The 25,432-nt window shown below is 42.3% G+C and carries 27 protein-coding genes; 18 read left to right on the top strand and 9 right to left on the bottom strand.

Annotated features, from left to right (window positions below; translation table 11 throughout):
• Nucleotides 1–34 precede the first annotated feature (34 nt).
• The 3 genes from AC0L13_RS14660 to AC0L13_RS14650 are packed head-to-tail and all read right to left on the bottom strand — an operon-like array spanning nt 35 to nt 1,792.
• A complete protein-coding gene (locus AC0L13_RS14660) occupies nt 35–889 on the bottom strand; it encodes an RluA family pseudouridine synthase (RefSeq protein WP_473640849.1) in 855 nt (284 codons plus the stop codon).
• Nucleotides 889–1,365 (bottom strand): thioredoxin family protein, encoded by a 477-nt coding sequence (locus tag AC0L13_RS14655; RefSeq protein WP_473640847.1) that lies wholly within the window; start codon nt 1,363–1,365, stop codon nt 889–891. Before AC0L13_RS14655 ends, AC0L13_RS14660 begins: the two co-directional genes overlap by 1 nt.
• A gap of 1 nt (nt 1,366) precedes the next feature.
• Entirely contained in the window at nt 1,367–1,792 is a 426-nt protein-coding gene (locus tag AC0L13_RS14650) for a disulfide oxidoreductase (RefSeq protein ID WP_473640844.1), read from the bottom strand.
• A gap of 129 nt (nt 1,793–1,921) precedes the next feature.
• Here AC0L13_RS14650 and AC0L13_RS14645 point away from each other — a divergent pair, with 129 nt between their 5' ends.
• Entirely contained in the window at nt 1,922–3,466 is a 1,545-nt protein-coding gene (locus AC0L13_RS14645; protein WP_473640842.1) for a GNAT family N-acetyltransferase, read from the top strand.
• A gap of 59 nt (nt 3,467–3,525) precedes the next feature.
• Here the strand turns inward: AC0L13_RS14645 and AC0L13_RS14640 are convergent, their stop codons facing one another.
• Nucleotides 3,526–4,860, bottom strand: coding sequence for a hemolysin family protein (locus tag AC0L13_RS14640; RefSeq protein ID WP_473640839.1), 1,335 nt, complete (start codon nt 4,858–4,860; stop codon nt 3,526–3,528).
• Nucleotides 4,861–5,023: 163 nt separating this feature from the next.
• Between AC0L13_RS14640 and chrA the strand changes: the two genes are divergently transcribed.
• The 4 genes from chrA to AC0L13_RS14620 all read left to right on the top strand — a co-directional run bounded on the left by chrA (nt 5,024) and on the right by AC0L13_RS14620 (nt 12,620).
• Nucleotides 5,024–6,205, top strand: coding sequence for a chromate efflux transporter (gene chrA, locus AC0L13_RS14635; protein WP_473640836.1), 1,182 nt, complete (start codon nt 5,024–5,026; stop codon nt 6,203–6,205).
• A 725-nt stretch (nt 6,206–6,930) separates the two neighbouring features.
• Nucleotides 6,931–8,670 carry an ABC transporter ATP-binding protein gene (locus AC0L13_RS14630; RefSeq protein ID WP_473640834.1) on the top strand — a complete coding sequence of 580 codons (1,740 nt, stop codon included), beginning with the start codon at nt 6,931–6,933 and terminating at the stop codon, nt 8,668–8,670.
• A gap of 1 nt (nt 8,671) precedes the next feature.
• Nucleotides 8,672–10,423, top strand: coding sequence for an ABC transporter ATP-binding protein (locus AC0L13_RS14625; protein WP_473640832.1), 1,752 nt, complete (start codon nt 8,672–8,674; stop codon nt 10,421–10,423).
• 940 nt (nt 10,424–11,363) lie between these two features.
• A complete protein-coding gene (locus AC0L13_RS14620) occupies nt 11,364–12,620 on the top strand; it encodes an MFS transporter (RefSeq protein WP_473640829.1) in 1,257 nt (418 codons plus the stop codon).
• A gap of 159 nt (nt 12,621–12,779) precedes the next feature.
• Here AC0L13_RS14620 and AC0L13_RS14615 read toward each other — a convergent pair whose 3' ends face one another.
• Together AC0L13_RS14615 and AC0L13_RS14610 are read right to left on the bottom strand one after the other, a co-directional pair.
• Complete coding sequence (locus AC0L13_RS14615; protein WP_473640827.1) at nt 12,780–12,938, bottom strand: hypothetical protein; 159 nt, start codon at nt 12,936–12,938, stop codon at nt 12,780–12,782.
• A gap of 47 nt (nt 12,939–12,985) precedes the next feature.
• Complete coding sequence (locus tag AC0L13_RS14610) at nt 12,986–13,189, bottom strand: YheE family protein (RefSeq protein WP_473647034.1); 204 nt, start codon at nt 13,187–13,189, stop codon at nt 12,986–12,988.
• A gap of 70 nt (nt 13,190–13,259) precedes the next feature.
• On the opposite strand from AC0L13_RS14610, the gene AC0L13_RS14605 reads away from it, so the two are divergent.
• The 4 genes from AC0L13_RS14605 to AC0L13_RS14590 all read left to right on the top strand — a co-directional run bounded on the left by AC0L13_RS14605 (nt 13,260) and on the right by AC0L13_RS14590 (nt 15,648).
• Nucleotides 13,260–13,652 (top strand): ferritin-like domain-containing protein, encoded by a 393-nt coding sequence (locus AC0L13_RS14605; RefSeq protein ID WP_473640825.1) that lies wholly within the window; start codon nt 13,260–13,262, stop codon nt 13,650–13,652.
• Nucleotides 13,653–13,790: 138 nt separating this feature from the next.
• Complete coding sequence (locus tag AC0L13_RS14600; protein WP_473640823.1) at nt 13,791–14,018, top strand: helix-turn-helix transcriptional regulator; 228 nt, start codon at nt 13,791–13,793, stop codon at nt 14,016–14,018.
• 2 nt (nt 14,019–14,020) lie between these two features.
• Nucleotides 14,021–14,323: a hypothetical protein gene (locus AC0L13_RS14595; RefSeq protein WP_473640821.1), complete on the top strand. Its 303-nt coding sequence runs from the start codon at nt 14,021–14,023 to the stop codon at nt 14,321–14,323.
• A 14-nt stretch (nt 14,324–14,337) separates the two neighbouring features.
• Nucleotides 14,338–15,648, top strand: a complete 1,311-nt coding sequence (locus AC0L13_RS14590; RefSeq protein WP_473640819.1) for a serine hydrolase — start codon at nt 14,338–14,340, stop codon at nt 15,646–15,648.
• A gap of 48 nt (nt 15,649–15,696) precedes the next feature.
• On the opposite strand, the gene AC0L13_RS14585 is transcribed toward AC0L13_RS14590, so the two are convergent.
• The 3 genes from AC0L13_RS14585 to AC0L13_RS14575 all read right to left on the bottom strand — a co-directional run bounded on the left by AC0L13_RS14585 (nt 15,697) and on the right by AC0L13_RS14575 (nt 18,607).
• Nucleotides 15,697–16,476 (bottom strand): ABC transporter substrate-binding protein, encoded by a 780-nt coding sequence (locus AC0L13_RS14585; protein ID WP_473640817.1) that lies wholly within the window; start codon nt 16,474–16,476, stop codon nt 15,697–15,699.
• A gap of 18 nt (nt 16,477–16,494) precedes the next feature.
• Nucleotides 16,495–17,517, bottom strand: a complete 1,023-nt coding sequence (locus tag AC0L13_RS14580; protein ID WP_473640814.1) for a hypothetical protein — start codon at nt 17,515–17,517, stop codon at nt 16,495–16,497.
• Between the two features lie 70 nt (nt 17,518–17,587).
• Nucleotides 17,588–18,607 (bottom strand): S66 family peptidase, encoded by a 1,020-nt coding sequence (locus AC0L13_RS14575; RefSeq protein ID WP_473640812.1) that lies wholly within the window; start codon nt 18,605–18,607, stop codon nt 17,588–17,590.
• A gap of 104 nt (nt 18,608–18,711) precedes the next feature.
• Between AC0L13_RS14575 and AC0L13_RS14570 the strand changes: the two genes are divergently transcribed.
• The 9 genes from AC0L13_RS14570 to AC0L13_RS14530 all read left to right on the top strand — a co-directional run bounded on the left by AC0L13_RS14570 (nt 18,712) and on the right by AC0L13_RS14530 (nt 25,420).
• On the top strand, nt 18,712–19,194 hold the full coding sequence (locus tag AC0L13_RS14570) for a DUF6843 domain-containing protein (protein ID WP_473640810.1): 483 nt from the start codon (nt 18,712–18,714) through the stop codon (nt 19,192–19,194).
• Between the two features lie 23 nt (nt 19,195–19,217).
• Nucleotides 19,218–19,508: a hypothetical protein gene (locus tag AC0L13_RS14565; RefSeq protein ID WP_473640808.1), complete on the top strand. Its 291-nt coding sequence runs from the start codon at nt 19,218–19,220 to the stop codon at nt 19,506–19,508.
• Between the two features lie 2 nt (nt 19,509–19,510).
• Nucleotides 19,511–20,158, top strand: a complete 648-nt coding sequence (locus tag AC0L13_RS14560; protein ID WP_473640806.1) for a glyoxalase — start codon at nt 19,511–19,513, stop codon at nt 20,156–20,158.
• A 175-nt stretch (nt 20,159–20,333) separates the two neighbouring features.
• Nucleotides 20,334–20,861 carry a sigma-70 family RNA polymerase sigma factor gene (locus tag AC0L13_RS14555; RefSeq protein WP_473640804.1) on the top strand — a complete coding sequence of 176 codons (528 nt, stop codon included), beginning with the start codon at nt 20,334–20,336 and terminating at the stop codon, nt 20,859–20,861.
• The gene (locus AC0L13_RS14550; RefSeq protein WP_473640802.1) at nt 20,851–21,864 is read left to right on the top strand and encodes an LCP family protein; all 1,014 of its coding nucleotides are present in this window, start codon (nt 20,851–20,853) and stop codon (nt 21,862–21,864) included. The genes AC0L13_RS14555 and AC0L13_RS14550 overlap by 11 nt, the downstream gene beginning before the upstream one ends.
• A 234-nt stretch (nt 21,865–22,098) precedes the next feature.
• Nucleotides 22,099–22,569, top strand: coding sequence for a tetratricopeptide repeat protein (locus tag AC0L13_RS14545; RefSeq protein WP_473640799.1), 471 nt, complete (start codon nt 22,099–22,101; stop codon nt 22,567–22,569).
• 642 nt (nt 22,570–23,211) lie between these two features.
• On the top strand, nt 23,212–23,832 hold the full coding sequence (locus tag AC0L13_RS14540; protein WP_473640797.1) for a zf-HC2 domain-containing protein: 621 nt from the start codon (nt 23,212–23,214) through the stop codon (nt 23,830–23,832).
• An 81-nt stretch (nt 23,833–23,913) separates the two neighbouring features.
• A complete protein-coding gene (locus AC0L13_RS14535) occupies nt 23,914–25,056 on the top strand; it encodes a DUF445 domain-containing protein (RefSeq protein ID WP_473640795.1) in 1,143 nt (380 codons plus the stop codon).
• A gap of 13 nt (nt 25,057–25,069) precedes the next feature.
• Nucleotides 25,070–25,420 carry a YlbF family regulator gene (locus tag AC0L13_RS14530; RefSeq protein ID WP_473640793.1) on the top strand — a complete coding sequence of 117 codons (351 nt, stop codon included), beginning with the start codon at nt 25,070–25,072 and terminating at the stop codon, nt 25,418–25,420.
• The last annotated feature ends 12 nt before the right edge of the window (nt 25,421–25,432 follow it).

Raw genomic sequence — 25,432 nt, 5'->3', positions numbered from 1 at the left:
ATGAACTGAATCATTCAATCTTTTCCGCGTTTTTTTATATAACTTCTATCGTAGTCTGTTCTTTTGTAAAAGGATGCTCGAAAGAAACCTTTTTCGCCACTAATCGGTAGTTGCCATCGGCAGTTTCACTTCCGCCATAAAGTGTATCGCCTTTGACAGGGTGTCCGATATGGGAGAAGTGTACCCGGATCTGATGGGTTCTTCCGGTTTCAAGGCTCGCCTCTACAAGTGTTGTGTCATTGTTTCGTTCAATGACACGGTAGCGGGTGATGGCGTCTTGCCCGCCTGGAGACACTCGGCGACGCGTCGGATGGTGGCGGTCCCGTCCAATCGGATATTGTAGCGTCCCTCGCATCCGTTTCAAGCGTCCACCCACTTCTGCATGATAGATTCGTGTTATGGCACGTTCCTCGATCATCCGGTCGAAAAGCGCTTTTGCAATTGGATGCTTCGCAACGAGTACGATCCCTTCCGTCCCTTTGTCAAGACGGTGGATATGCTCTGCATAAGCTCCGCCATTCCTTACAACATGCGCCATGATGGCATTCATGAAAGTCCCGCCTGCATCGTCATCATCAGGATGGATGGCGATGCCCGCCGGTTTCGTAGCGGCGATGATATGCTCATCCTCGAATAGGATGGAAATTGTCGCTCGATCATCCGGCTTATAGGATGATATGGCATCTTTGAAGTGAAAAACAAGTTCTGTCCCTTCTGCTAAAGGCGTGCGCCAATCAATAGGCTGCTCAGCTATATCCGTAACAGCCTTCTCCATCCTCATTTGATGGACAGTCTTCTTACCTGCTTTCCAATCATCCCGAAGAAGTTCCTCAATTGTTAATCCGTCCTGAATCATTCGAAAACGGAAGACTGTATGCAGTTTTTCCATCATTCTTTATCATACGCATCGAAGAAGGCTTTAATATCATCCTCTGGATTTACAGGCAAGCCAACGATACGGGAAACTTCTTTTCCATCCTCATAATGGATTAATGCCGGCCAAGATGTGATGCCGTACGGTTGCGATTTATTGCCGAATTCAAGCATATTGAATTGATATACATCAATCCCTTTTTCTTTCGCAATTGGCATGAGGATTGGTGTCATCTGCTGGCAGTATTGGCACTCGGGGTGGAAGAAGTATGCAGTAACGGATTCACCTGAAGTGACCTTTTCGTAAAGTTCATCCGGAAGGACGATATTGCTGTAATTTTCATTGCCCAGCAAGTCGATTGTCGGTTGTTTAAGATTGTTTGTTCCATATGGATTGTCCTTCAGCTTATCTTTGTTGGTTTGGTTATTCAACACGATGATTAAAGCGAAGATGGCGACGATGACACCGCCGATGATAAGTAATTTCTTCAATTCAATTAGACTCCTTTTGCCATTTCAATAAGAAGAGGCTTGTAATGAGGATCAGCACAAATGCCGTCAAAGCCATGAATGGAATTGTGATGAATCCAAGGTAGTTCACATACTGTCCTGTACAGGATACATTTCCGCAAGCGGGCGCGCTGTCTTGTAAAAAACGCAGTTTCTGCAGTCCATAATGGTAGATTGAAATGGAACCGCCGACAATCGAAAAGACGGCTGTTGTCAATGCGATTTTTGCATTTTTCTGGAATAAAGCGACACCGGACATCAACACGATCGGATACATAAAGATGCGTTGATACCAACACATTGTGCAAGGTTCAAATCCACGTACGTTTGAAAAGTACAAAGATCCTAATGTCGCGATAAGGGAAGTAGTGAAAATGAAAACAAGACCGTTCTCCAAGCGTTTATGCATACCATCAACTCCTGTTCCTACGACTCCACTTTGATTATACGGTGAAGGTGTATTCATGTAAAATAATCGCAACTAGATGACTTTACTTCATCAATTATGGGTACATATTATGTAGAAAGGGTGAAGTGGATGAGTGAAGAAATTGATTTATCATCATTTGAAATGAGTATGGTCATCCGGGAGATGAAAGAGGATGACATCGAAAAGATTTTAAAGATGCAGGAAGTATGCTTCCCAGGCATGGATCCTTGGGAGGAGGGGCATTTGAAAAGCCATCTGTCCATATTTCCGGAAGGGCAGTTCGTAGCTGAGCTCGATGGGGAAATTATCGGATCTTGTTCAAGCTTGATCATCAATTTTGATGAATACGATGATCGTCATTCGTGGGATGATATTTCCGCGCATGGTTATATAACGAACCATAATCCTGAAGGCTATAATCTATACGGCATCGAAGTGATGGTCCATCCGGATTATAGAAGGATGAAGGTGGGGCAGCGACTGTATGAGGCGAGGAAAGAGCTTGTACAACGGTTGAATTTGAAATCGATTATTATCGGCGGAAGAATCCCGAATTATCATCGGTATGCTGCGGAAATGTCTGCCCGTGAATATGTAGAAGCGGTAACGCGACATAAAATTTATGACCCCGTGCTCACGTTCCAGCTTTTAAATGACTTCACGCTCATGCGGATCAATCCGAATTATTTGCCTGACGATAAAGCATCAAAAAGATACGCAACATTGATGGAATGGAATAATGTCGATTATAAGGCGACGACGAAGCGGCATTATAAGACAAGCTATCCGGTTCGTATTTGCGTCGTCCAATATTTGATGAGAAAAATATCTTCATTCGAAGAAATGGCAAATCAATGCGAATACTTTGTGGATGTTGCGTCTGATGCAAACTCGGATTTCGTTGTCTTTCCTGAAATATTTACGACGCAGCTCATGTCGTTCTTGGATGAACCTTCTCCAAGCAGGGCCGTACGGAAGATGACAGAGTACACACCACAGTACATCGAATTGTTCACGAATCTTGCCGTACGCTACAATGTGAATATTATCGGAGGCTCCCATTTCGTCGAGGAAGAGGATGAGGAAATTTACAATATCGCCTATCTGTTCAGAAGGGATGGGTCAATCGAAAAGCAATATAAAATCCATATTACGCCGAATGAACGGAAATGGTGGGGAATTAGCCAAGGCGATGAAATAAAAGTGTTTGACACCGACTGCGGAAAAATCGCCATCCAGATCTGTTATGATATCGAATTTCCGGAGCTTGCGCGTATTGCGACGGACAAAGGGGCGAATATAATCTTCACTCCTTTTTGTACAGAGGATCGACAAGGTTATTTGCGCGTTCGATATTGTGCACAGGCCCGGGCAGTTGAAAACCAGATTTACACAGTTATTTCCGGAACGGTCGGCAATTTGCCGCAAACGGAGAACATGGATATCCAATATGCGCAGTCAGCCATCTTTGCGCCATCCGATTTTGAATTCGCGAGGGATGGAATTGTAGGAGAGACGAATGCGAATTTGGAAATGGTGTTAATTGGGGATGTGGATCTTGAAATTTTGCGAAGACAACGCCAAGACGGAACGGTAAAACAGTTGAAAGACCGCAGGCATGATGTGTACCGAGTGGAGTATAAGAAAGGCTAATATGCACATAAACGGCATCCCTCTTAAGCGGGATGCCGTTTAGCTTTTATCTACTATATTTACGCTTCGATCTGCAGGTCAGCAGATCCATTCGTTTTTTCATTTTTCATGACTTCTAAGTAAAGGATATGATGTCCTTCAACATCTTTCACAGTGAACTCATAGCCTTGTTCAATGATTTTTTCACCCGGAACGGCTTCGAAACGTTCCGACATGAACCATCCGCCGATTGTATCGATATCTTCTTCATTAATATCGATGTCGAGTACATCGTTAACGCTTTCAATTAACATTTTCGCGTCCAAAATATAATGGTTTTCATTGATTTTCTGAACTTCAGGCACTTCATCTATATCAAACTCATCTTGGATTTCTCCAACAATCTCTTCTAAAATATCTTCAATTGTCACGAGTCCGGAAGTACCGCCGTATTCATCCATCAGAATAGCCATGTGAATCCGTTCACGTTGGATTTTAAGCAATAAATCACCGATTGCCATCGATTCGATGACCCGGATGATCGGTTGCATATATTCGCTGACGGGCTGATCTCCTGTTTCAGGATCTTTAATGTAAGCGGTCAACAGGTTTTTCATATTCACCAAGCCGATGACATGGTCTTTATCGCCGTCTGTGACCGGGTATCTAGTGAATTGCTCGACACCCATTAATTCAAACATTTCCCTCAATGTGACATCTTTCTCAATTGTCATCATTTCAGTACGTGGCACCATGATTTCTTTGGCGAGCCGATCATCGAACTCAAATATCTTGTTGACAAACTTATATTCCGACTGGTTGATTTCCCCACCTTTTAAGCTATCGGATAAAATCATCCTCAACTCATCCTCAGAATGGACCATTTCCGATTCTGAAGCTGGTTTGAAACCGAAAAGGCGGATAATGGCACGTGCCGATCCGTTCATCCCTTTAATGACAGGGTACATAATGAAGTAAAAAAATATGAGCGGTTTCGCTGATGCCAGCGTAATGGCTTCCGCTCGCTGAATTGCGATCGTTTTAGGAGCCAATTCACCAACTACCACATGTAAAAACGTTACGACTGTAAATGCGATGATGAAAGAAAGGATGGTCGCAGCATTTGGGGCAATATCAAATTGGGTAAAAACTGGCTTCATAAGTAGTTTGACGGTCGGTTCGCCTAGCATACCGAGACCTAAAGCAGTTATCGTTATTCCCAATTGACAAGCGGATAAATACTCATCGAGATTGCTAATGACTTTTTTTGCTGTAATCGCCCGGCGGTTCCCTTCCGCAACAAGCTGGTTAATCCGTGTTGTTCGTACTTTCACTATTGCAAATTCACTCGCAACAAAAAATGCGGTGAGTGCGATCAAGGCAGCAAATGCTGCCAATCGTATGGCAATGTCCAAATAAGTTTACTTTGCCCCGCGCCCGAATGAGGGGTAGAACAAAGTGCACACCTCCTGTAAATTTAAAATGGGTATTTAAGATAATGATAAATTATTTACAAGAAAAAAACAAATGGTTTTGCCTAAGTTTTGTATAATGGATGAAATAAACGGAGGTGTAGTTTTGAAGAAACGGGGTAGTGCAACAGAGATTTTACGTACATCTTTGCTGCTAGGACTAACATCTTTCGGAGGTCCCGCGGCCCATATCGGTTATTTCCGAGATGAATATGTAAAGAAAAAGAAATGGCTCGACGATAAAATGTATGCGGATATCGTGGCGTTATGCCAATTCCTGCCTGGTCCTGCAAGCTCGCAAGTCGGGATTGCGATCGGGTTGATGCGGGGCGGTTTACTAGGAGGGATTCTTTCCTGGATTGGTTTTACATTGCCGTCGGTGTTGCTTTTAATGGCATTCGCATGGTTAATTTCATCGACAGCAACATTCGACCTCGGATGGATTAAAGGATTGAAAATTGTTGCAGTTGCTGTAGTAGCACATGCACTTGTCGGAATGAGCAAGTCACTGACGCCTGATCGGCCAAGAATAACACTCGCTCTCACTGCGGCAGTTTTAACATTATTGATTCCAACTGCGATTGGCCAAATCGCCATCATCGTAGGAGCTGGAATCTTCGGGTATGCGCTGTATCGGAAAGAACAGGCACCGAAGCCGGAGTCAATCGATCTTTCATTTGGAAAGAAGACGGGAGTGGCGGCATGGGCAATTTTCTTCTTGCTGTTCATCATCGTTCCGGCGATTAGAACTTTCATAGAAAATACGTTCCTTGCGATTTTTGATATTTTCTATCGGGTCGGTTCAATCGTTTTTGGCGGGGGGCATGTCGTATTGCCGATGCTGGAACGGGAAGTCGTGCCGGCTGGCTGGATGGATGCTGAGACGTTCATTGCAGGATACGGGGCGGCACAAGCCGTACCTGGACCTCTTTTTACATTGTCCGGTTATTTGGGACATTTGATGAATGGACCGTTGGGGGCTGCGGTTGCGGTAATTGCGATGTTCTTGCCTTCATTCTTGCTTGTCATCGGCACATTGCCATTTTGGTCGGCAATTCGATCGAAGCCTGGAATTCAAGCAGCCTTAAAAGGGGTGAATGCGGCGGTCGTCGGAATTTTGCTCGCCGCGCTATATGATCCCGTTTTCACAAGCTCTATCGGCCATCCAGTCGATTTTGGAATTGCAATCATCGCTTTCGGTCTTTTAATGTATTATAAAATGGCTCCTTGGCTAGTAGTGCTGATTACGGCTGTATTAGGAGCGCTATCTCATTTGTTCATAGGATGATGTATTTTAGATGCGACTCTTGCATACAATGAAAAATGCCAGGAAACGTTCTCCTGGCATGCCCATTTCTATATATACTTTGCCGTGGGGTTCTGTTGATGAACTTTGCCGCACATCAATTACAACCGGTAGAAGACCACTTCATCAATTGCTTTGAGTGGTATAGTGTTTATTACCCGATTGCCATGTATTAAAACAATGGAGCTAAATTGTGCAGAAATGTATTGACAAATGGAAATTATCAGTGGTACTGTTGAATTATTCGAAAATCGAAATAGTGAGGAAGGTGCGGAAAATGAAAAAAATCCTTTTTATCAAAAAACAATCAAATTTGAATACCGTGCTGACCTGCTCTTTCTCTATTCTATGAAATGTACCAGGGCGGCATGACTTAGTCGTCCCTTTTTTTGAGCACACGCTTATGTTAAAAGGCGTGTGCTTTTTTGTCTTTAGAAAGAATATTTGGTGTTTCCACGTTATTTAACGTGTGAGATAAGGTGAAACTTCAATCAGTGGTGGTTTTCCACTGATTGTTAGTTGAGCCAATCAGGCATTTGCTGGCTGATGATTCCCACAGGAATCTTACAGCGAGTTAATGCGTGGTATAAAAAAATGAAGGAAAGGAGCGCTGGTTATGAAAATTATCAATCAGCAACGGAAACTATTAAAGAAGGAATCTCTAGAAAGTGGATAGTTGAAAGAATTGAAGGAAGAAGGTTGAAAGTATGTTTTCGGTTTTATTTAAATTAAAGTGGTTTTTCAAAGAAAACCGCAAAAGGTATACGGTGGCACTTGTCCTCTTAATGGTGGCGAATGTGCTCGTCATTTTACCGCCGTGGTTAATCGGGCAGGCGATTGACGCCATTTATACGAAGACGATGACGACGCATCTGCTTGCACTTTTCATCGGAGCGATGTTTCTTATCATGCTTGTCGCATATGTCGGAAACTTCGTCTGGCAGTATCAGCTTTTCGGAGGAGCATATGTAATTGAAAGGCAACTGAGGACACGGCTTATGCGCCATTTCCTTAAAATGACTCCGACATTTTATGAGAAAAACAAGACCGGGGATCTGATGGCACGTTCGACGAATGACCTTCGCGCGATTTCGGAGACAGCAGGTTTTGGGATTATGACGCTCGTCGACTCGACTGCGTATTTAGGGACGCTCATTATTACGATGGGATTCGTCGTCTCTTGGAAATTGACATTAGCAGCAATTTTGCCATTGCCAATCTTAGCTTATATATTGCAAGTGCTCGGAAAGAAAATCCACGAACGGTATATGACAGCCCAAGAGGCATTCGGGGACCTGAATGACAATGTGTTAGAGGCTGTGGCAGGTGTCAGGGTCGTTCGTGCATACGTACAAGAACGTGCTTCGGAGCAGCGTTTTGCGGATATGACAGAAGATGTCTACAAGAAGAATATGCATGTTGAAAAAATCGACGCGCTGTTCATGCCCTTTTCGAAAGTGCTTACGGCGCTGACGTATATGATCGGACTCGGGTATGGTGCCTATTTAGTATCGGCAGAAGAAATCACGTTAGGAAATCTCGTTACGTTCAATGTCTATTTAGGGATGATCGTCTGGCCGATGTTTGCAATCGGAGAGTTGATTAACGTATTGCAGCGCGGAAATGCTTCCTTGGATCGTGTTATGGAGACGCTTAATTATGAGGAAGACGTGAAAGATCCTGATAAGCCAGTCGACGTCGATCAACCTGAAAGTGTCGGCTTCAATGACGTCAGCTTCACGTATCCAATGTCACATGCGGTCAATTTGGATCATATCGAACTTCAATTGGACCGTGGCCAAACGCTCGGCATCGTCGGAAAGACGGGAAGCGGGAAAACGACGTTCGTCAAGCAGCTACTGCGTGAATATCCTGCAGGGGACGGAGAAATCGTCTTCTCGGACGTTGCTCTTCAATCATTGAAGAAAGATCAAGTCCGTGATTGGATTGGATACGTACCACAGGATCATGTTCTTTTCTCACGCTCCGTTCGGGATAATATCCTGTTCGGGCGTCCGGAAGCGACAGAGGAAGATATTGCGGAATCAATCCGTCTATCCCATTTTGAAAAGGATTTACAGATGTTACCATCGGGACTTGATACACTTGTAGGTGAGAAAGGCGTTGCATTGTCAGGTGGTCAGAAGCAGCGTATTTCAATCGCTCGTGCTCTCGTGAAAAATCCAGAAATTCTTATTCTCGATGACTCGCTCTCGGCGGTTGACGCGAAGACGGAAGCGAAGATCATCGAAAACATTCAGTCAGAACGTTCAGGGAAAACGACGATAATCACGACGCACCGTCTATCCGCAATTCAACATGCGGATTGGATTATCGTGCTTGACGATGGACGTGTCATTGAAGAAGGAAGACATGAAGACTTGCTTGCGAATAACGGATGGTATAAAGAGCAATTCGACCGCCAGCAGATCGGGGAGGTTGAATAAGATGAGTACCGGAAAACGTTTAGTGCGGTATGCGCTTGATTATAAGAAGCTTTTAATTACTGGAATTATCCTTCTCGGATTCGCTGTTGCAGCGGATTTGATGGGACCGATGATTGCGAAGAAGATTATTGACGATCATATTGCCGATGCAGTTGATAAGACGATCAATTTTACACCAATTGCTAAACTGCTAGCTGTATTCTTTGGGCTAGCTGTAGTGACAGCTATTTTAAGGTATTTCCAATATTTATTGCTGCAAAATGCTGCAAACCGAATTATTCAGAAGATGCGGAACGAATTGTATGGGCATATCCAGACGTTGCCGATCCGATATTTCGATAATTTGCCTGCAGGAAAAGTCGTCGCGCGAATTACGAATGACACGGAAGCAATCCGAAACTTGTATGTGACGGTCGTTTCACAGTTTGCAATTAGCGGGATGTATATGCTTGGGATTTTCATCGCCCTTTTCATTTTGGATCCGAAAATGGGAGCCATCACACTTTTCGTCTTGCCAGTACTATACGTCTGGATGAAATTGTATCGGAGATTCGCTTCGAAAGTGAACCATATTATCCGGAGCAAAAACAGTGAAATGAATGCGATGATCAATGAATCGATCAACGGCATGACAATCATCCAAGCTTTTCGCCGGGAAAAGCAGATGGATGGTGAATTCAATGAATTGAATGATGAACATTATAAGTATCAAAGTAAATTATTGAAAGTCGAGGCTGCGACGTCCCATAATCTAGTCGACATTATCCGCTCGCTAGCATTCGTCTTTCTAATCTGGTATTTCGGCGGTGCTTCGTTGTCGGCGGAGAGTGTCATTTCTGTCGGTATGCTATATGCATTCGTCGATTATATTACACGGCTATTCAACCCGATTACGGGAGTCGTCAATCAGTTTGCGCGACTTGAACATTCCCTCGTGGCAGCAGAGCGCGTCTTTAGTCTGATGGATCGCCAAGGAGAGCCGGTCAGCGATGAAAAGATTGCCCGGTATCGTGGAAACGTCAGATTCGAAAAAGTATGGTTCGCTTATAAAGATGAGGAATATGTGTTGAAGGATATATCATTTGAGGCGAAGCAAGGGGAAACCGTCGCACTCGTTGGTCATACCGGATCCGGAAAAAGCTCTATCATGAACTTGCTTTTCCGTTTCTATGATGTATCGAAAGGTAAGATCACGATCGATGGAATGAATATCGGGAACATGTCGCGCCAAACAATACGTGATCATATGGGAATCGTATTACAGGATCCGTATTTGTTCAGTGGGACAGTAGAGTCAAACATCAGCTTGGGTGATGCACGCATTTCACGCGAAAAAGTGCAAGAGGCGCTTGACGCGGTCGGTGGAGAACGCGTACTAAAGCATTTGCCAGGCGGGATTGACGAGCCGGTCGTGGAGAAGGGAAGCACACTTTCTTCGGGGCAGCGCCAGCTCATTTCATTCGCACGCGCACTTGCCTTCGACCCGGCGATTCTGATATTGGATGAAGCGACATCTAACATTGACACGGAAACAGAGGAAATCATCCAGCATGCGATGGATGTGTTGAAGAAGGGACGGACGACGTTCATTATCGCCCACCGTTTATCGACCATTAAAAACGCGGACCGCATTTTAGTGCTGGACCGCGGCGAAATCGTCGAGCACGGCAATCACGACGAGTTGCTTGCGCTCGGCGGACAGTATGCACAAATGTATAAACTGCAGGCGGGGAACGGTTCGAAAGTTGGGTAATTTGTAGATATGGGCTGTCACGGAAAGTCAGAACAATGACTTTCCGTGGCAGTTTTTTTATTTTAGAAGGCGAGCGTCTAAAGTCGGTGGTTGCGCGTCCAAAGCGAAGGGTTGCGCGTCCGTCCAAAGCGAAGGGGTGCGCGTCCGTCCAAAGCGTAGGGTTGCGCGTCCAAAGGGAGGAGTTGCGCGTCCAAAGTGAGGGGTTGCGCGTCCAAAGCGAGGGGTTGCGCGTCCAAAGGGAGGGGTTGCGCGTCCAAAGGGAGGGGTTGCGCGTCCAAAGGGAGGGGGTTGCGCGTCCAAAGGGAGGGGTTGCACGTCCAAAGGGAGGAGTTGCGCGTCCAAAGTGAGGGGTTGCGCGTCCAAAGGGAGGGGTTGCACGTCCAAAGGGAAGGGTTGCGCGTCCAAAGGGAGGGGTTGCGCGTCCAAAGGGAGGGGTTGCGCGTCCAAAGGGAGGGGTTGCGCGTCCAAAGGGAGGAGTTGCGCGTCCAAAGTGAGGGGTTGCGCGTCCAAAGCGAGGGGTTGCGCGTCCAAAGGGAGGGGTTGCGCGTCCAAAGTGAGGGGTTGCGCGTCCAAAGGGAGGGGTTGCGCGTCCAAAGCGAAGGGTTGCGCGTCCAAAGCGAAGGGTTGCACGTCCAAAGGGAGGGGTTGCGCGTCCAAAGCGAAGGGTTGCGCGTCCAAAGGGAGGGGTTGCGCGTCCAAAGCGAGGGATTGCACGTCCAAAGGGAGGGGTTGCGCGTCCAAAGCGAGGGGTTGCGCGTCCAAAGGGAGGGGTTGCGCGTCCAAAGGGAGGGGTTGCACGTCCAAAGGGAGTATCCCGCGCTTAAAGCAAGTTGTCCCGCATACAAAGGTTTGATTATAATGAAAATTCCGTTGCGAAATGTTTCGTAAACACGTATATTTAGAGTGTCGAAGTATTTGCTGCGGAAAGTTGGAATTAAAGATGAAATGGTTCAGTGAATGGGGACGTAAATTTTCCTCTTTCAATCGGAATGTCAGGCTTTTTATAATCGGGAACGCGCTTATCCAAATCGGGATGGGTGTTTTCATGGTCATGTACAATTTATACATACGAGAATTAGGGATGCCGGAAACGGTAAATGGGAAAGTGATTTCCATGACTGCGATGGCTTCTGCAATCATGCTAGTGCCTGCCGGGTTTTTAAGTGATCGATTCGGGCGAAAATGGATGATTGTTGGTGGTGCAGTTTTAACGGTGACGACGCTATTCTATAGGGGGATTGCAGTCGCAGAAACTCCTATTATTACGGCTGCATTTTTGACGGGTTTATTCATGGCATTCGTTCAAGTATCAGGCATCCCGTTTCTTGCGGAGAACTCATCCCCGACGGAACGGGTAAAGCTGTTCAGCATCAATTTTGCAATCGTTACTATCGCGAATGTATTCGGCAGTTTGGCAGGCGGGATCATTGCGGACGTGTTGGAAACAGTATTCAATCTAAGCGCAACTGAAGCGATTCGATATGCGTTGCTTTTAGGAGCGGCTATTTTTACAGCAGGCTTAATTCCATTATTCAAATTGCAGGAGAGATCGACTGAATCCCCGAAGGAAAAAAAGGAGCAAATAGAAGAGGCCTCACTAGCAGATGATAGCTTCAAGCGGAATTTAATTGTCATCTTCCATTTTTCATTTGCAAGCTTATTGATCGGATTCGGTTCTGGTTTAGTCATTCCGTATTTGAATTTGTATTTTGCGAATCGTTTTGATGCTTCCAATTCCTATATCGGACTTGTTTTATCATTAGGTTCAGCAATGACCGCGGTAGCCGCGATGATTGGTCCAGCACTCTCGCGGAAAGTTGGTAAGGTGAGGGCAATTATTTTATTCCAAGCGTTGTCGATCCCTTTCCTACTATTAACGGCGTATACGACATCATTATGGTTGGCGTCACTAGGATTCTTGCTTAGACAGGCGCTCATGAACGCGGGCAACCCGATCCAAAGCGCCGTCGCGATGGAAGTCGTATCCGATAAATACAAGGGACTCGCCAATTCCATGAACCAGATGGTGTTCAATCTTGGGTGGGCAACGATGGGCTCGGTCGCAACTGGATTAGTCGTTGCGCACGGATCCTATTGGGGCTACGCATATGCATTCACGATTACTGCTGGACTGTATATTGTATCGTCATTCTATTATTATTTCATATTCGGAAGAAGGAAGTTGGCGGGGGAGTAAAAATGGGCAGATCCCAATTTGGGATTGCCCTTATTTATCGTCTAGACTCCGGGCGCCAGAGGCTCGGGGTCATAAGTCAAAGATGCTCTGTGGCAAAAAGCGCCACGCCGCATCTTCGCCTTATGCCCATCGCCTCTAAGCAGGCGCCCTGCGCTTTTGTTATTCGCCGCGTCTATACTGGGTTTCTTTCCAAGCGTTTTGCTCATTAGGCACCCGGCTTTTATCCTCAAAGACGTTTTCAGTTTTCTGGTTTTGCACTTTCAATTGATCTTTTTCTTTCTGCAATTGCTCAGGGGTCTTTTCATTATCCTTCATCATATCTATCGCCTCCTTATCGAGGGATAGTATGGCCGGAAAAATTTCCATCATTCATAAACATGGAATGTCATCAGCTCGTGGATCATTTTTATGACGTTTGCTTCGTCGGTTGGCGTTTCGCCGGTCCACTCAATAGTGCCGTCTGGTTTATAGTCTCCCGTGAAACGTTCGTTTTTATAAAAAAATGAAAACGTCCAACCAGGTAAGCTGCCGCCCGCAAACATCGGTTTATAGCTGAAATGCTGAAGCAATTGAATCGCTCCTTTCATAGACAAGCGCCCGTCCGCATAAAGTGTACAAAAGACGCGAAAGGGTGCTGACGTGTTTGTCGATAAATTAAAGCAAGCCATCGAGGGTGAATACAAGGACTATTATTTTTACAAGTCCATGTATGAGAAAACAGACGATCCGCTTTGGCGGGACTTCATCCAACATGCATATGAGGATGAAAAAAGCCATTATGAAATGTTTCAACAACTCTATTATATGATGACTGGGACGTTTGTACAAAATCCAAAGAAACCGATTCCATGCTATAACTTCAAGGAATGCGTCAAGCAAGCACTTGTCGATGAATTGGATGGAGTAGAGACGTATAAGGAAATGTTGTTGACGATTCCTTTTCAGCAAGCGTACAACCCGCTCTTCATCGCTATGCATGACGAGATGGAGCATGCTATTCGGATGTCGACGATCTATAATTCATTAAGGTAATTAAAAACACGAGACCATCTTTACGATGCTCCCGTGTTTTTTATATGCCGACAAGTAAATTATTTCAGACTATATGTAAAAAATACTTTACTTAGTGTTAAAAATATATTACACTATATTTATAAGAGGTGAGCTGAGATGTCGTATTCTAATGAAAGAAAGATTCGTAATCGAATTGTTGTATTAAGAGCTGAAAAAGGATTATCACAAAAAGAAGTAGCCGACGGGTTGGGCGTTAGCAGGCAAACGATAATTTCGCTTGAAAAAAACAGGTATAATCCATCACTGAAATTAGCCTTTGATATAGCATTATTTTTTGGTGTGGATTTACACGAAGTTTTTCAATACGAAGTGGGGGAGGAATAAAAATGGAAGTTTTTCTAGCTGTTCTACGAATTATTTATGTACTCATTTTCTTTGTCGCAGTCTTTATCTCGCTGAAATTCGAAATGGGCGAGGAGAATAAGGATGAGCGGGGAAAGAGCATTTCAAACAAATCTTATGGAATTGTATTTCCTTTAATTCCATTAGGATGGTTTTTAATCGAGTTGTATGACCATTTCATTAGTCATTTGGATTACGATACATACAAATTAGTTATTTGGTTTTTAATTTCAGGTTTAATGATCCTTCATGGAATCCTCATTTCGGTGTTCAAGAGAATCTATTAAAAGGAAGTGACTAAGTGAACATTTATGCTTGGATTGGGATGTTAGGTATTATAATTCTTACACCTTTGTCTTTACTTAAAAAAGAGAATCGAACGAAAGAGGAAATAAGAAGGGTAATTGTGACGGAGATAATTGCGCTATCAATTATTATGGCGGTCCTATTGTTTAATGTGAATTATCTTCTTGCAATTGTTGTTGGTTTTATTGCAATGATCGTATTTAATAAAAAAACGTATACAAAGAAGAGATTAATAACTTATGGGGCAATTATTCTTGTCGTAGGAATTTCAATCATTTCTATCTTTCGAGATAACCCTGATTATGTTTTAAAGCATGTAAAAGAAAATCCGCAAACGACATCTTTTTACTTAGCGGAAAATGGCGTTGAATTAATCACTTATCAATCCGATGTAGTCCGACCATTGGCAAGCACGGTGAAGATGTTGATTGCTGTTGAATATGCGATGCAAATAGATGAAGGATTGTTGGATAAAGATAGCCGCGTATCCTTGGATGAGCTATCCCGGTATTATTTTAAAGACACGGATGGGAATGCACATGAAGAGTGGCTGAAAACGATGGAAAGCGATGGGGAAATTACTGAAAATGAAGTAACGCTACATGACGTTGCAAAAGGAATGGTGACCTATAGTTCCAATGCCAATACAGATTATCTAATCCATTTGCTTGGCGCAGATGCTATCAATGAGCGTGCAATATCCCTTGGGCTTACGGAGCATGAAGAAGTCTATCCGATTGTCAGCGCTCTTTTAATTCCGGAATATTGGAAAAGTGAATCGATGAACAACGAGGAACTAATTAGCGATCTTGAAGCGATGCCGCCTAAGCAATATCGAGAGTTAGCGATGCATTTAAGTACCCAACTGAAGGAAGGAGTTATCAAGATTGAAGATTATACATTTAATTTGCCCTTACAGGTACAAAAAGTATGGTCGGATCGTCTGATTGGTGCATCAGCTAATAATTATGGAAAGTTATTGGCGGTAGTTTCGAATGATCAGCTTCCTGAGAAAGCTGCTGAGACAGCAAGGGATTTACTTGAGTGGCCGATGCAACTAAACGAAGGCAACAAGAAGCGTTTTGTACATCTTGGTGCAAAAGGTGGATCGACTGCATTCATTTTAAACGACGCAATGTACGCAGAAAATCATAATGGCGATAAAATTCAAATGGTGATCTTTACCGATGATTTAAGCTTTTGGGAAGGAATGCTCATTCGAAACAATCTTAATTCGTTTGAATCAAACTTGCTTGGTAATGAAGAATATCGTCTAAAGATCCAGAAAGAACTCTCCGATTTGTAATGAATGTAAAAAGCCAGCATCGAAGTTGATGATGATGGCTTTTGTTTACTATATTTCTAACTGTTGTTGAAAGTAAGCTGCGGCTTCAAGCATCCTTGGTCCATACCAGAACATTTCCCCGTCAACGAGGACCGGTTCAGTTTCCGGCATCATGTCCAAAAACTCGCTGAAATGTTTTTCTTTAAACGGAAAGGGCTCTGATGCAAGCAATACGTAATCCAATTTCGCTTTTTGAAAATCGTCGGCTGTAACGGCGGGATATCTGCCATCCGCTTCGGTAAATGGATTGACAAATCCCATCTTTTCTAATAACGAGTTGATGTATGTATCTTTCCCGACGACCATATACGGCTTTCTCCAAATGACGTAGCCGATGCGCTTACTAGCTGCTTTTGGCAAAGAGGCGAATTGGAATTGGATAGAGTTAATTAACTTCGCGGCAGCATCATCCCGATCTGTCAGGGTTCCCATTTCCTCGATCATCTTGTATGCTTCATCTACCGATTGAACTTCGGCGACGTACACAGGGAAGAATTTCTCCAGTTCCTCTACAATTTCTTTCGTATTTTCCTCTTTTTCAACGACGATAAGATCCGGCTGAACGTCTTGGATTGCTCCCAGTTTGATGTCCTTTGTGCCTGCAACAGCGGGTACATTTTCGACCTTGCCTTTCGGATAGATGCAAAATCGGGTCCGCCCGACGATTTTCTTTTCTAGATCAAGTGCAAATAATGTGTCGGTAATGCCCGGACATAATGAAACGATTCGTTTTGGTGGGAAGGGAAAAGTAACGCTTCTTCCGACCCGGTCTATAACTGTTTTATTCAAAACTTTGCTTCATTCCTTTCACCCAAAGAACTTTGCTGCTGCCTTGGCTACATCTTCAGGAGCTTTCAATGACAAAGGTTCTCCATGCAAGTAATTGAAAACATTCATATCGCTTGTTTCAAGCATCCCTATTGTTATTCGGGGGATCAGCCGGAAATGAACTTTCTCGTACGTCTGCTTATTCACTGGGATGAATAACGCAGCATTGAAGCTTTCCAATCCGACTTCCTTGAAATAGCTGAAGAAACGGAGAAGGCTTTTCGCAAGATCATCATAGCTTTCAGCAGCCAGTTCATTGAAAGAATCCGCTTCGAAAACCCCGATGAAGTCGCAATGGCCCTTAGGAGCATAAGCGTGCATCCAGTTGATGTTGCCTTCTTTTCCGATCCAGCGTTCGTTCAGCTTGCTTTCTTCAGAAACAAGTGAAGTAAAGTAGTTCCTTCCTTCATTTTCATAATAAGCATGACTGTTTGATGTGACGGCTGCCTGATAATTCGTCGGCTGTTCGGAAGCCAACACATGGATATGCGGATGAAGGATGCTTCCTCCGGATGGTGGCAAGTAGTTCCAATTGACGGAGACATACTTCGTTTTTTCATCAAACTCCAGAACGTTTTGGATATACTGATGAGCAGCTTTAAAAGCATCCGCAATAAGGGCTTCCGTAAATTCCTCGAGCTTCACATAATGTTGATTGGACATGCGGACAACTGCATTATGCTTGCTGTAAGGGAAGAGATTCGGAAAGACTACCGCTTCTTTTCCAACAAACCGTCCGCCTTCCACGAGTTCATCAGGGAACCGAGGTGTGATTTTAGATACATTTTCAGCGCAGAAAGGGCATTTTGCACCTTCCGTCGCCTTGGCAAGCTCAGAATAATCCTTAGTCACGAATGGGGCGTCCGGATCGAAAATGATCCGGGACGTTTCACCGGTTAATGGATCGAATCTGATTTCTGTTTTTCTGTCAATCAGCTTCCCGTCTTGCATCGGGTCGTGGAATGTGAAAAATTCTTCATGTTTGCGAAAAGAAATTGGCATCGTCATACTCCCCCTTAAAAACAACTTTCTTCCATTCTATCGTTAACTGACAGAAAAGTCAGCCGGATGATTATCGAAATGTCGTTTTCACACGACCTTTTCCATTTTTAACTGACACTCGTCCGTGTGCCCCGTTCACGAATGTGATTTGTGGGGGTACATGCCCTACATCAGAGTCGTAAATGACCGGCAATCCAATCAGCTCTTTTATTCTTTCCATTGAATCTAGTACAGTAAAGCCACCGACTTCTTGACCAGCAGGGGAGCGACCGAAAATGATTCCTGAAGCATTGTTAAACCATCCTGCATAGACGAACTGAAGCATTGACCTATGGAAATCAGCAGCGTTCAATTCGCAGTTCTCGAAATACCATAAAATCGGCTCATCATTCAAGAAGTTCTTCTGAAATGAAGCGATATCGCCATAAGTAGTTCCAACGAGATGGCGGATTGTATCAATGCAGCCGCCTAAAAAACGTCCTTCCAATTCAATAGTATCTGTTCCGATCGTCTTCCATTCTGTAAGAGAATCGAGTTTATATACATAAGGGTCATTCGGTGCATCGTGCTGCCATTTGGATTGGAACTTTTCAGAGGAATGTTGTTCAATGCTTGATCCTTCAGGAGTTTGTAATACATTCGTAAACTGACTTGCAACAGGTTCCCATTCATCACTACGCAATTCAACGAAGTTCGGACCATGTGCAGTCGCAATACCGGTTTTGACTGACATCGCAAATAGGAGGGTGCTCAAATCCGAATAACCTAAAATCCACTTCGGGTCAATTGCCTCCCAATCGATCAAAGGCAATATTTCCATCAGAATTTGTCCTCCCCAAGGAGGAATAATTGCGTTGATTTCTGGATTGTTGAACATATCCATTAGCTCTGTTGCACGGATTTCTTTCGCCGCTGAAGCAGACTTATTTTGTGTCCACACTGTATCACCTACGCTTACCTTAACCCCCCTTTTTTCAAATTGGTGTTTTGCATGATGGACGAGATGGTGAAGACTTTCATCAACTCCAGACGAAGGAGCTGTCACGCCAATAGTGTCTCCTTGCTGCAATGGTCTTGGATAGCGGATCATAAGAATCACTCCATTTTTATTCATAGTATATGGTAAGATAGTTGTAGAGTAGTTTATCAAGTATTCTTAAAACTGTCACTACTATTTATTGGAGATGACGATTAATGAAGCAGGGGATTTCCATAATCATTTTAGTTACAATGTTGTTTTTGTCTGGTTGTGGACAAAGCGAAACGAAAGCAATTTATTTAATCCCTGAAGGCTACACGGGTTATGCAATGGCGGTCTATAATGTGCAAGGAGCGCATGCTCTCACATATGAAGGGGATCTCGCAATCCATCACATAAACGAAGACGGTTATTTTGCAACATCCTTGCCTGATATGCAATATGGTACGGTGACCGATCACTATTATTATGTAGATCCAGCAGGAAACAGGACGCCAATCGATCCAACGTGTATCCATACTTTTGGAACAGGCGGATTTACTACAGATAAAGTGGATATCCTCTATACCGGAATAGAAGTGACCGACAGTTGTTCAAAGGAATTTGCCAATGGCATAGAAAACTTTGAAGACGGTCCGAAAATGGAGATTTTGAATAAGGTGACGAAAAAATTTTACGGCGTTGAATTGCATCCATAAAAGTAGGGAAAGGCGGAATGGCATTGCTGAAATATAAAAAGATGTTTGTACTGAGTGTCATCCTTGCAGTTGCTTCTGCATTTATACTTCCGGGGAATGAATATGGATTCGGATGGCCATTTGCATGGATGGAGTATTATGGGAACTCCTCAATTACATTTGGATCGGAGCTATTTCAACAGAATAATTTCGGAGCTATTTTCTTCGACCTATGGAATTTAATATTCGGGGCATTACTTATTTATGCTGTATTATTGTTAATGTACAAAGGTTTGAATAAATTAAATAAAGATGCAGAGATAGGGGAAAAGTGAAGATGATCAAGTCTGCGAAACTATATACAAATAACATAAAAGCATTACGTCGTTTTTACGTAAACATACTGGAACTCGATATGACCGAGTCGACAGCTGAGCAGTTTACTGTAAGGATCGGCGAATCACAGTTGACATTCCAGCAAAGTGAACAACCCGCATTTTATCATTTCGCCATTAATATCCCGGGTAATCAATTTTCCATGATGAAATATTGGATGCTGGATCGTGTGACGCTGAGTCGCGAAGAAGGGCGGGATGAAGTTTATTTTCCAAGCTTTGATGCGGATTCGATGTATTTTGAAGACCCAACCGGCAATATTGTTGAATTGATCGGTCGTAGGAAACGTGATCTTTTTGGAGATTTGACAAAAGAATCGTTCTTAAATATTAGTGAGATCGGAATGACAACCCCTCATGTTGTCGAAGTAGGCGATGAGTTGCAGGATCTTGGTATCCCGTTACGCAATGGAACCGAAGTGGAGCCAAATGAGCTGAACTTCCTCGGACGCGGTGATACCTTTATCGTCCTCGTTCCAACAGGTCGTCGTTGGTATTTTTCAAAAAAGGTATCGGAATCATATCCGCTTGAGCTAACTTGGAATGATACGCATATCAAATTGGATGAAGAAGGAAAATTGGCTCTTTGAGAGGCCTATGCAATAATTCCAGACTGTAAAATAGGAACAATAACCAAAAAGCCTGTATCTATGATTACTTTGTGATCTAAGATACAGGCTTTTTAATCAGTCATAATTGAACCCATTATGTTTTGGTAATCGTCTAATAGCGAATTCGTAATTGATTGAAGGGAGGGATTGTAAAGTGGACAAGGAAGAGAAAGATTACGTGTTGGAAAAACTGATGATTGAATATGGTAATGAATTGGTGCGAGTGGCATTTTCTTATGTGAAAGATACAGAGATAGCGAAGGACATGGTTCAAAATACATTTATCAAATGCTATAAAAAACTGGATTCGTTTCGAAATGACGCACAAATTAAAACTTGGCTCTATCGTATAGCTATTAACGAATGCAAAGATTATTTAAAAAGTTGGAATTACAAAATGGTCAAAGTAAAAAGTTTTATAAATGAAACGGCAAGATCCATATCCCCATCAGTAGAGAAAACTGTTATTGATAAATACAAAAGCGACGAGATGAAAGACGCAATTTTTTCCATTCCAAAAATGTACCGGGAAGTTGTATATCTATACTACTATGAGTCGTTAAAGGTAGAAGAAATATCCAATGTCTTAGATATCCCATTTAATACGGTAAAAACTCGATTGAGAAGAGCAAAACAAAGATTAGAGCCGTTGATAAAGGAGGCTGAACTTAATGAAAGATAAACGATTAAGAGATAAGTTTTATAATACGTCTGATCACGAACTAAGATTTACGAAAGAAGACCGTAATAAAGTGTTTCAAAAAATACATAATCCAGAACAGAAGGATTATACAAAAAAGAGATCACTTATTTCTTTTTCAAAAAAATTCGCTCCGCTTACAGTTTCTTTATTAGTGGTGGGTTTATGTATGTTTCTGTTTATTCCATCGACCCTTCAAGGGAACATTACTAATGAAATTAAGGAAAATAACGTAGGGAATGCAAGTGAATCAATATTTAAAGAAGACGAGTTGTTCATGACCACTCTACTGACAGTGAAAGATGTTAATAATAGAATACCTATTAACCTTTTACTTACGTATAATAAAGAAAAAAATATGATGAAAGTTCTATCAATCCCTCGTGATACTTATGCTCCAATACTGGATAAAGAAAGTACGACCCCATATGAAAAATTGTCACATGCTTATGTAAACGGTTCGGGAGGAGCTGAAGATGTAAGAACAGCTGTATCTAACCTATTTGATTTAACAATTGATTATTATGCTGTTATTGATTTAGAAACCCTTTCAGAAATGGTTGGCTCAGTGAGTGGTATCGAGTACGAATTACAAGAAGATATTCGGGTAAGGGCAATATCAACAGTAGCATTCGAGTTGAAAAAAGGGACGAATCGTTTGAATGGAGAAGAGGTTGTCGCCTTACTGATGGATGCTACAGTAGGAGGAAGCCTAACCGAAGAAGATCAATTAAACCTTATTAACGCAGTTATAAATCAAACAACAAACGGATTAACAGAGACACAATTTAAACAATTTACTACTGAAATAGAAGGCAATTTTCCAATTGAACAATTGTTTGAGAATGAAAAGGAACTTCCCTCAATACAATTGGTATCTCTAAAAGAAGGGATGATCGGTTCAAAGATCGATGAGGCTTACTATATTAAATTTGAACAAGACTTTTTAACCTCAGTTATAGAAGAGTTATCTACATTTGAGTAAATCATTGGGGATTTTTTTGTGAAGATGAAAAACCAAATCACCTAATCCAAAAAGATCATTCTTGATAACTCTTGTACTCAAATGGGAAAGCATGATAATACTGTTCATTATTCCTCATAAAACTAACAAGATAGATACTTTGATAGAAGCAATATAATTATAGTTGTAAATATTCAAAATAAAATGTACGATAGGATGGCAAGGAATGAAATAGATAGATTAGAGGAGACTATGATGAAGAAGAGAAATTTTGTTTTTGTTTTTGTAAGCTTAATTTCTGTAATTGGTTTGTATCTTCTATTGAATGTGGAAAAGGACTATAGCCAGCTTTCAATTGAAGAGTTGCACGATTTGGCACTAAACGATGATGTAGAAGCACAAGGAATTTTAGCCTACTATTATCAAGAAGGAATAAATGTAAATGTTGATTTTGAAGAAAGCTTAAAATGGTATTTAGAAAGTATTAATAATGGAAATACAACAGCTATGATCAACTTAGGTTATCTATATGGAAATGGAATAGGTGTAGAAAAAGATTTAACAAAAGCATTTGAATTGAATTTGAAGGCTGCTAATAGTGGAGATTCGGATGGGATGTTTAACGTAGGGAAGAAATATGAGATGGGTATAGGAGTTGTTCAAGATACTGCAAAAGCTAATTACTGGCTGGAGAAATCCGAATCATCAAAGGGAACAATAAAGTAATTGTCCCGTTAGAAAATTAGAACATACAATGCTTTGTCTTGTTCAGTCCATCTATTTAAAAATTGCATATATACGCTGAATACGTCCATTTTGAACAGAGATTGTTCAAAATGGATTTTTTTATTGGTCTTGATATTGGCACCATTCCTAATGCGGTGAGAGTTATAGTAAAACCCCATACAAATAGCTTTTTTAATTCAGACAAAAATAATTATATGTTTCTTGTAACGAATATGATTTTCATTCTATATATAAGTAGGCAAGCCATTATAGAGGAAGGAGGATAATGGTACGTGCAAAACATCAGTTTGGTTATGTCAGATCGCCAAGCATACCCATTATGATCATTTGAAAAAGGAGAAATATAGAAATCATGCAAGCTTTGAGCAATTGACACAAACTGGCGTTCACTTTCAGTCCAATGAGGATTCACCAGATGTTGCACTACTGAAAGAAGATATCCAACAATTAATTCATATGGAAATCGAGAGATTAAAGGAGCCGTATCGAGAAATCTTTCTGCTTCGCACAAAACTTAATTGAGCTTTAAAGAAATTGGGCTTATCTTTGGAAAAACTGAAAACTGGGCGAGAGTTACATATTATCGTGCGAAATGCACTTTAGCAGAATGGATGGAACTAGATGAAATGTAATGTTATCCGAGATTTATTACCTTCTTACATTGATGGAATTTGTAGCGAAGAAACGATTGACTTGGTAGAAGCACATATCGATACTTGTGATGATTGTAAAAAAGTCTTGCAATTGATGCAACAGCCCAATGAACAGATAATCGAATCTAACTTTGAAGAAGCGAAAAAACCGTTTAAACGCATTAATAAAAAGCGTCGTTTACAAGTATTTATAGGATGCTTAATTACCTTTGTGATTACTATAATCGGTTCTCTAGTCGTGCAAGATGTAGGAGTTGTTAATCAATTATTTTTTCCAAAGGTTACTGGGATAGTGGAAATAACAGGGGAGCGTGGAGAATGGCATGACATTAGTTTCTCCTATGACGGGATTACTTCACAAGATTACGTAATATACGATAGCCTTTTTTGGACAAAGAAGGTTATTAACGATGCGAATAGTGAGAACGATGTGTGGCTACGAGTGAAAGATGAACAGGGGAATATTATCATAGATGAGTTACAAATTTCACCTGGAACTGGCAAGGAGTTAAAAAAATTAAAGAAAAATAAAAAATACTTCTTTGAAATAAACGCACCAGATGGAAGGTATTTTATCAATGCGGTTTAAGATGAGAGGGTCGAATGTTTTTTCCAATTGAAGGCGTTCTGTTATAATGGAAACCGAACGAAATGGAAATAAGGTGAAGCGATGGATTTCATATGGACGTTGTTGTTTATGGCTTTCATTGGGGCGTTGATAGGTGCTTTTACGAATCATTTGGCAATAAAAATGCTGTTCAGACCCCATGAAGCGAAATATATCGGAAACTGGCGGCTGCCTTTTACACCAGGGTTGATTCCAAAACGGCGTGACGAGCTTGCCGTGCAATTAGGGAGGACGGTCACGAATTATTTAGTGACGCCCGATGTATTGAAAAATAAATTACTGACTCCAGAAATGGAAAGAAAAGCGGAAGCGTTCCTCCAAAGCAAGCTTGAGGAGCATGTACTACAATCGGACAAGACATTGCATGATTGGCTGCAAATGGCGGGTGCGAACGATGTTGTTGAGAAAGCGGAGCGTAAAATCGAGTCTCTACTTGACGCCCAACTCATGAGCGTGCGCACGAAATTGACATCGGGCACAATTGAAGAGATTGTGCCAATAGAGTGGCAGGAACGGGCGAAAGCACATATTCCTGTAATGACAAACTATGTCCTGAAGCGATCTGAGCAGTTTGTGGATTCGTATGAAGGAAAAGTGATGTTCCAAAAATTGATCAATGACTTTCTTGAGTCAAAAGGGACATTCGGCGGCATGTTGAACATGCTCTTCGGCGATTCCAACTCGCTTGTTGAGAAGGTGCAGCGGGAAGCATTGAAATTCATCAATGCGCCAGGAACTTACAATCTCTTGCATTCAGTTATCGATAAGGAATTTGAGAAGCTGCAAAAACGGCCGATGGGGGAACTGTTTGCTGGGTTTAATTGGGGTGGACTGTTCACTTCCGTCAAAGCATATGCTAACAAGGAACTTGCGCTAGATGCTCGATTGAATAAAACAATTCAGGATTATTGGCCGAATGGTTCCGACTGGACGGCAGAAAATTTGACGCCAAAAGTTACGCAGTTCGCTTTTGATCAAGCGCAAAAGCAGTTAGAGGAATCATTGAAAAAACTAAAGCTCGATCAAATTGTCAAAGAGCAAGTCGATACTTTCCCAGTAGCTGTCTTAGAAGATCTCGTCCTCGGCATTTCAAAGCGGGAATTCAAAATGATAACAGTTCTTGGCGGGTTTTTAGGCGGTCTCATCGGGATTGTGCAAGGGTTAATCGTCTTGTTTACAAACTAAGGGGGAATATAGGATGACTATTAATATTTATGACGACTTGAACAAATTGGAGTCTACATTTCGGAAGACAGACGAATTTGCAGAGGTGAAAAACGCGATTGAGGAAGTGAAGAATGATGAGCAGGCGCTTGAGCTGTTCAAAAGCTTCCGCAAGATCCAAATGACTCTTCAACAAAAGCAAATGCAAGGCGAAGAAATAGCACATGAGGAATTGGAATACGCCCAAAAAACGGCTCAATTAGCTCAGCAAAATGAAAAAATCATGCAAATGCTGCAAGCGGAAATGAAATTGAGCGGCCTAATTGAAGAAGTGAACCGTGTACTGATGAAACCGGTTCAAGAAATGTATGAATCCATGCAATAAAACCGGCTCAGC

Source organism: Sporosarcina sp. QA0331, from assembly GCF_055808055.1.
The sequence above is the reverse complement of the archived record's forward strand: the minus strand, read 5'-3'. Positions and strand labels throughout refer to the sequence as shown.

Bases quoted from the DNA above. Each gene is read 5' to 3' on its own strand.
- AC0L13_RS14530 (WP_473640793.1), top strand. From the start codon at position 25,070: ATGACTATTAATATTTATGACGACTTGAACAAATTGGAGTCTACATTT.
- AC0L13_RS14575 (WP_473640812.1), bottom strand. From the start codon at position 18,607: ATGATCCGCTATCCAAGACCATTGCAGCAAGGAGACACTATTGGCGTG.
- AC0L13_RS14580 (WP_473640814.1), bottom strand. From the start codon at position 17,517: ATGCCAATTTCTTTTCGCAAACATGAAGAATTTTTCACATTCCACGAC.
- AC0L13_RS14560 (WP_473640806.1), top strand. From the start codon at position 19,511: ATGATCAAGTCTGCGAAACTATATACAAATAACATAAAAGCATTACGT.
- AC0L13_RS14615 (WP_473640827.1), bottom strand. From the start codon at position 12,938: ATGATGAAGGATAATGAAAAGACCCCTGAGCAATTGCAGAAAGAAAAA.
- AC0L13_RS14595 (WP_473640821.1), top strand. From the start codon at position 14,021: ATGGAAGTTTTTCTAGCTGTTCTACGAATTATTTATGTACTCATTTTC.
- AC0L13_RS14550 (WP_473640802.1), top strand. From the start codon at position 20,851: ATGAAAGATAAACGATTAAGAGATAAGTTTTATAATACGTCTGATCAC.
- AC0L13_RS14600 (WP_473640823.1), top strand. From the start codon at position 13,791: ATGTCGTATTCTAATGAAAGAAAGATTCGTAATCGAATTGTTGTATTA.
- AC0L13_RS14625 (WP_473640832.1), top strand. From the start codon at position 8,672: ATGAGTACCGGAAAACGTTTAGTGCGGTATGCGCTTGATTATAAGAAG.
- AC0L13_RS14645 (WP_473640842.1), top strand. From the start codon at position 1,922: ATGAGTGAAGAAATTGATTTATCATCATTTGAAATGAGTATGGTCATC.
- AC0L13_RS14545 (WP_473640799.1), top strand. From the start codon at position 22,099: ATGAAGAAGAGAAATTTTGTTTTTGTTTTTGTAAGCTTAATTTCTGTA.
- AC0L13_RS14650 (WP_473640844.1), bottom strand. From the start codon at position 1,792: ATGCATAAACGCTTGGAGAACGGTCTTGTTTTCATTTTCACTACTTCC.
- AC0L13_RS14630 (WP_473640834.1), top strand. From the start codon at position 6,931: ATGTTTTCGGTTTTATTTAAATTAAAGTGGTTTTTCAAAGAAAACCGC.
- AC0L13_RS14660 (WP_473640849.1), bottom strand. From the start codon at position 889: ATGGAAAAACTGCATACAGTCTTCCGTTTTCGAATGATTCAGGACGGA.
- AC0L13_RS14570 (WP_473640810.1), top strand. From the start codon at position 18,712: ATGAAGCAGGGGATTTCCATAATCATTTTAGTTACAATGTTGTTTTTG.
- AC0L13_RS14620 (WP_473640829.1), top strand. From the start codon at position 11,364: ATGAAATGGTTCAGTGAATGGGGACGTAAATTTTCCTCTTTCAATCGG.
- AC0L13_RS14540 (WP_473640797.1), top strand. From the start codon at position 23,212: ATGAAATGTAATGTTATCCGAGATTTATTACCTTCTTACATTGATGGA.
- AC0L13_RS14535 (WP_473640795.1), top strand. From the start codon at position 23,914: ATGGATTTCATATGGACGTTGTTGTTTATGGCTTTCATTGGGGCGTTG.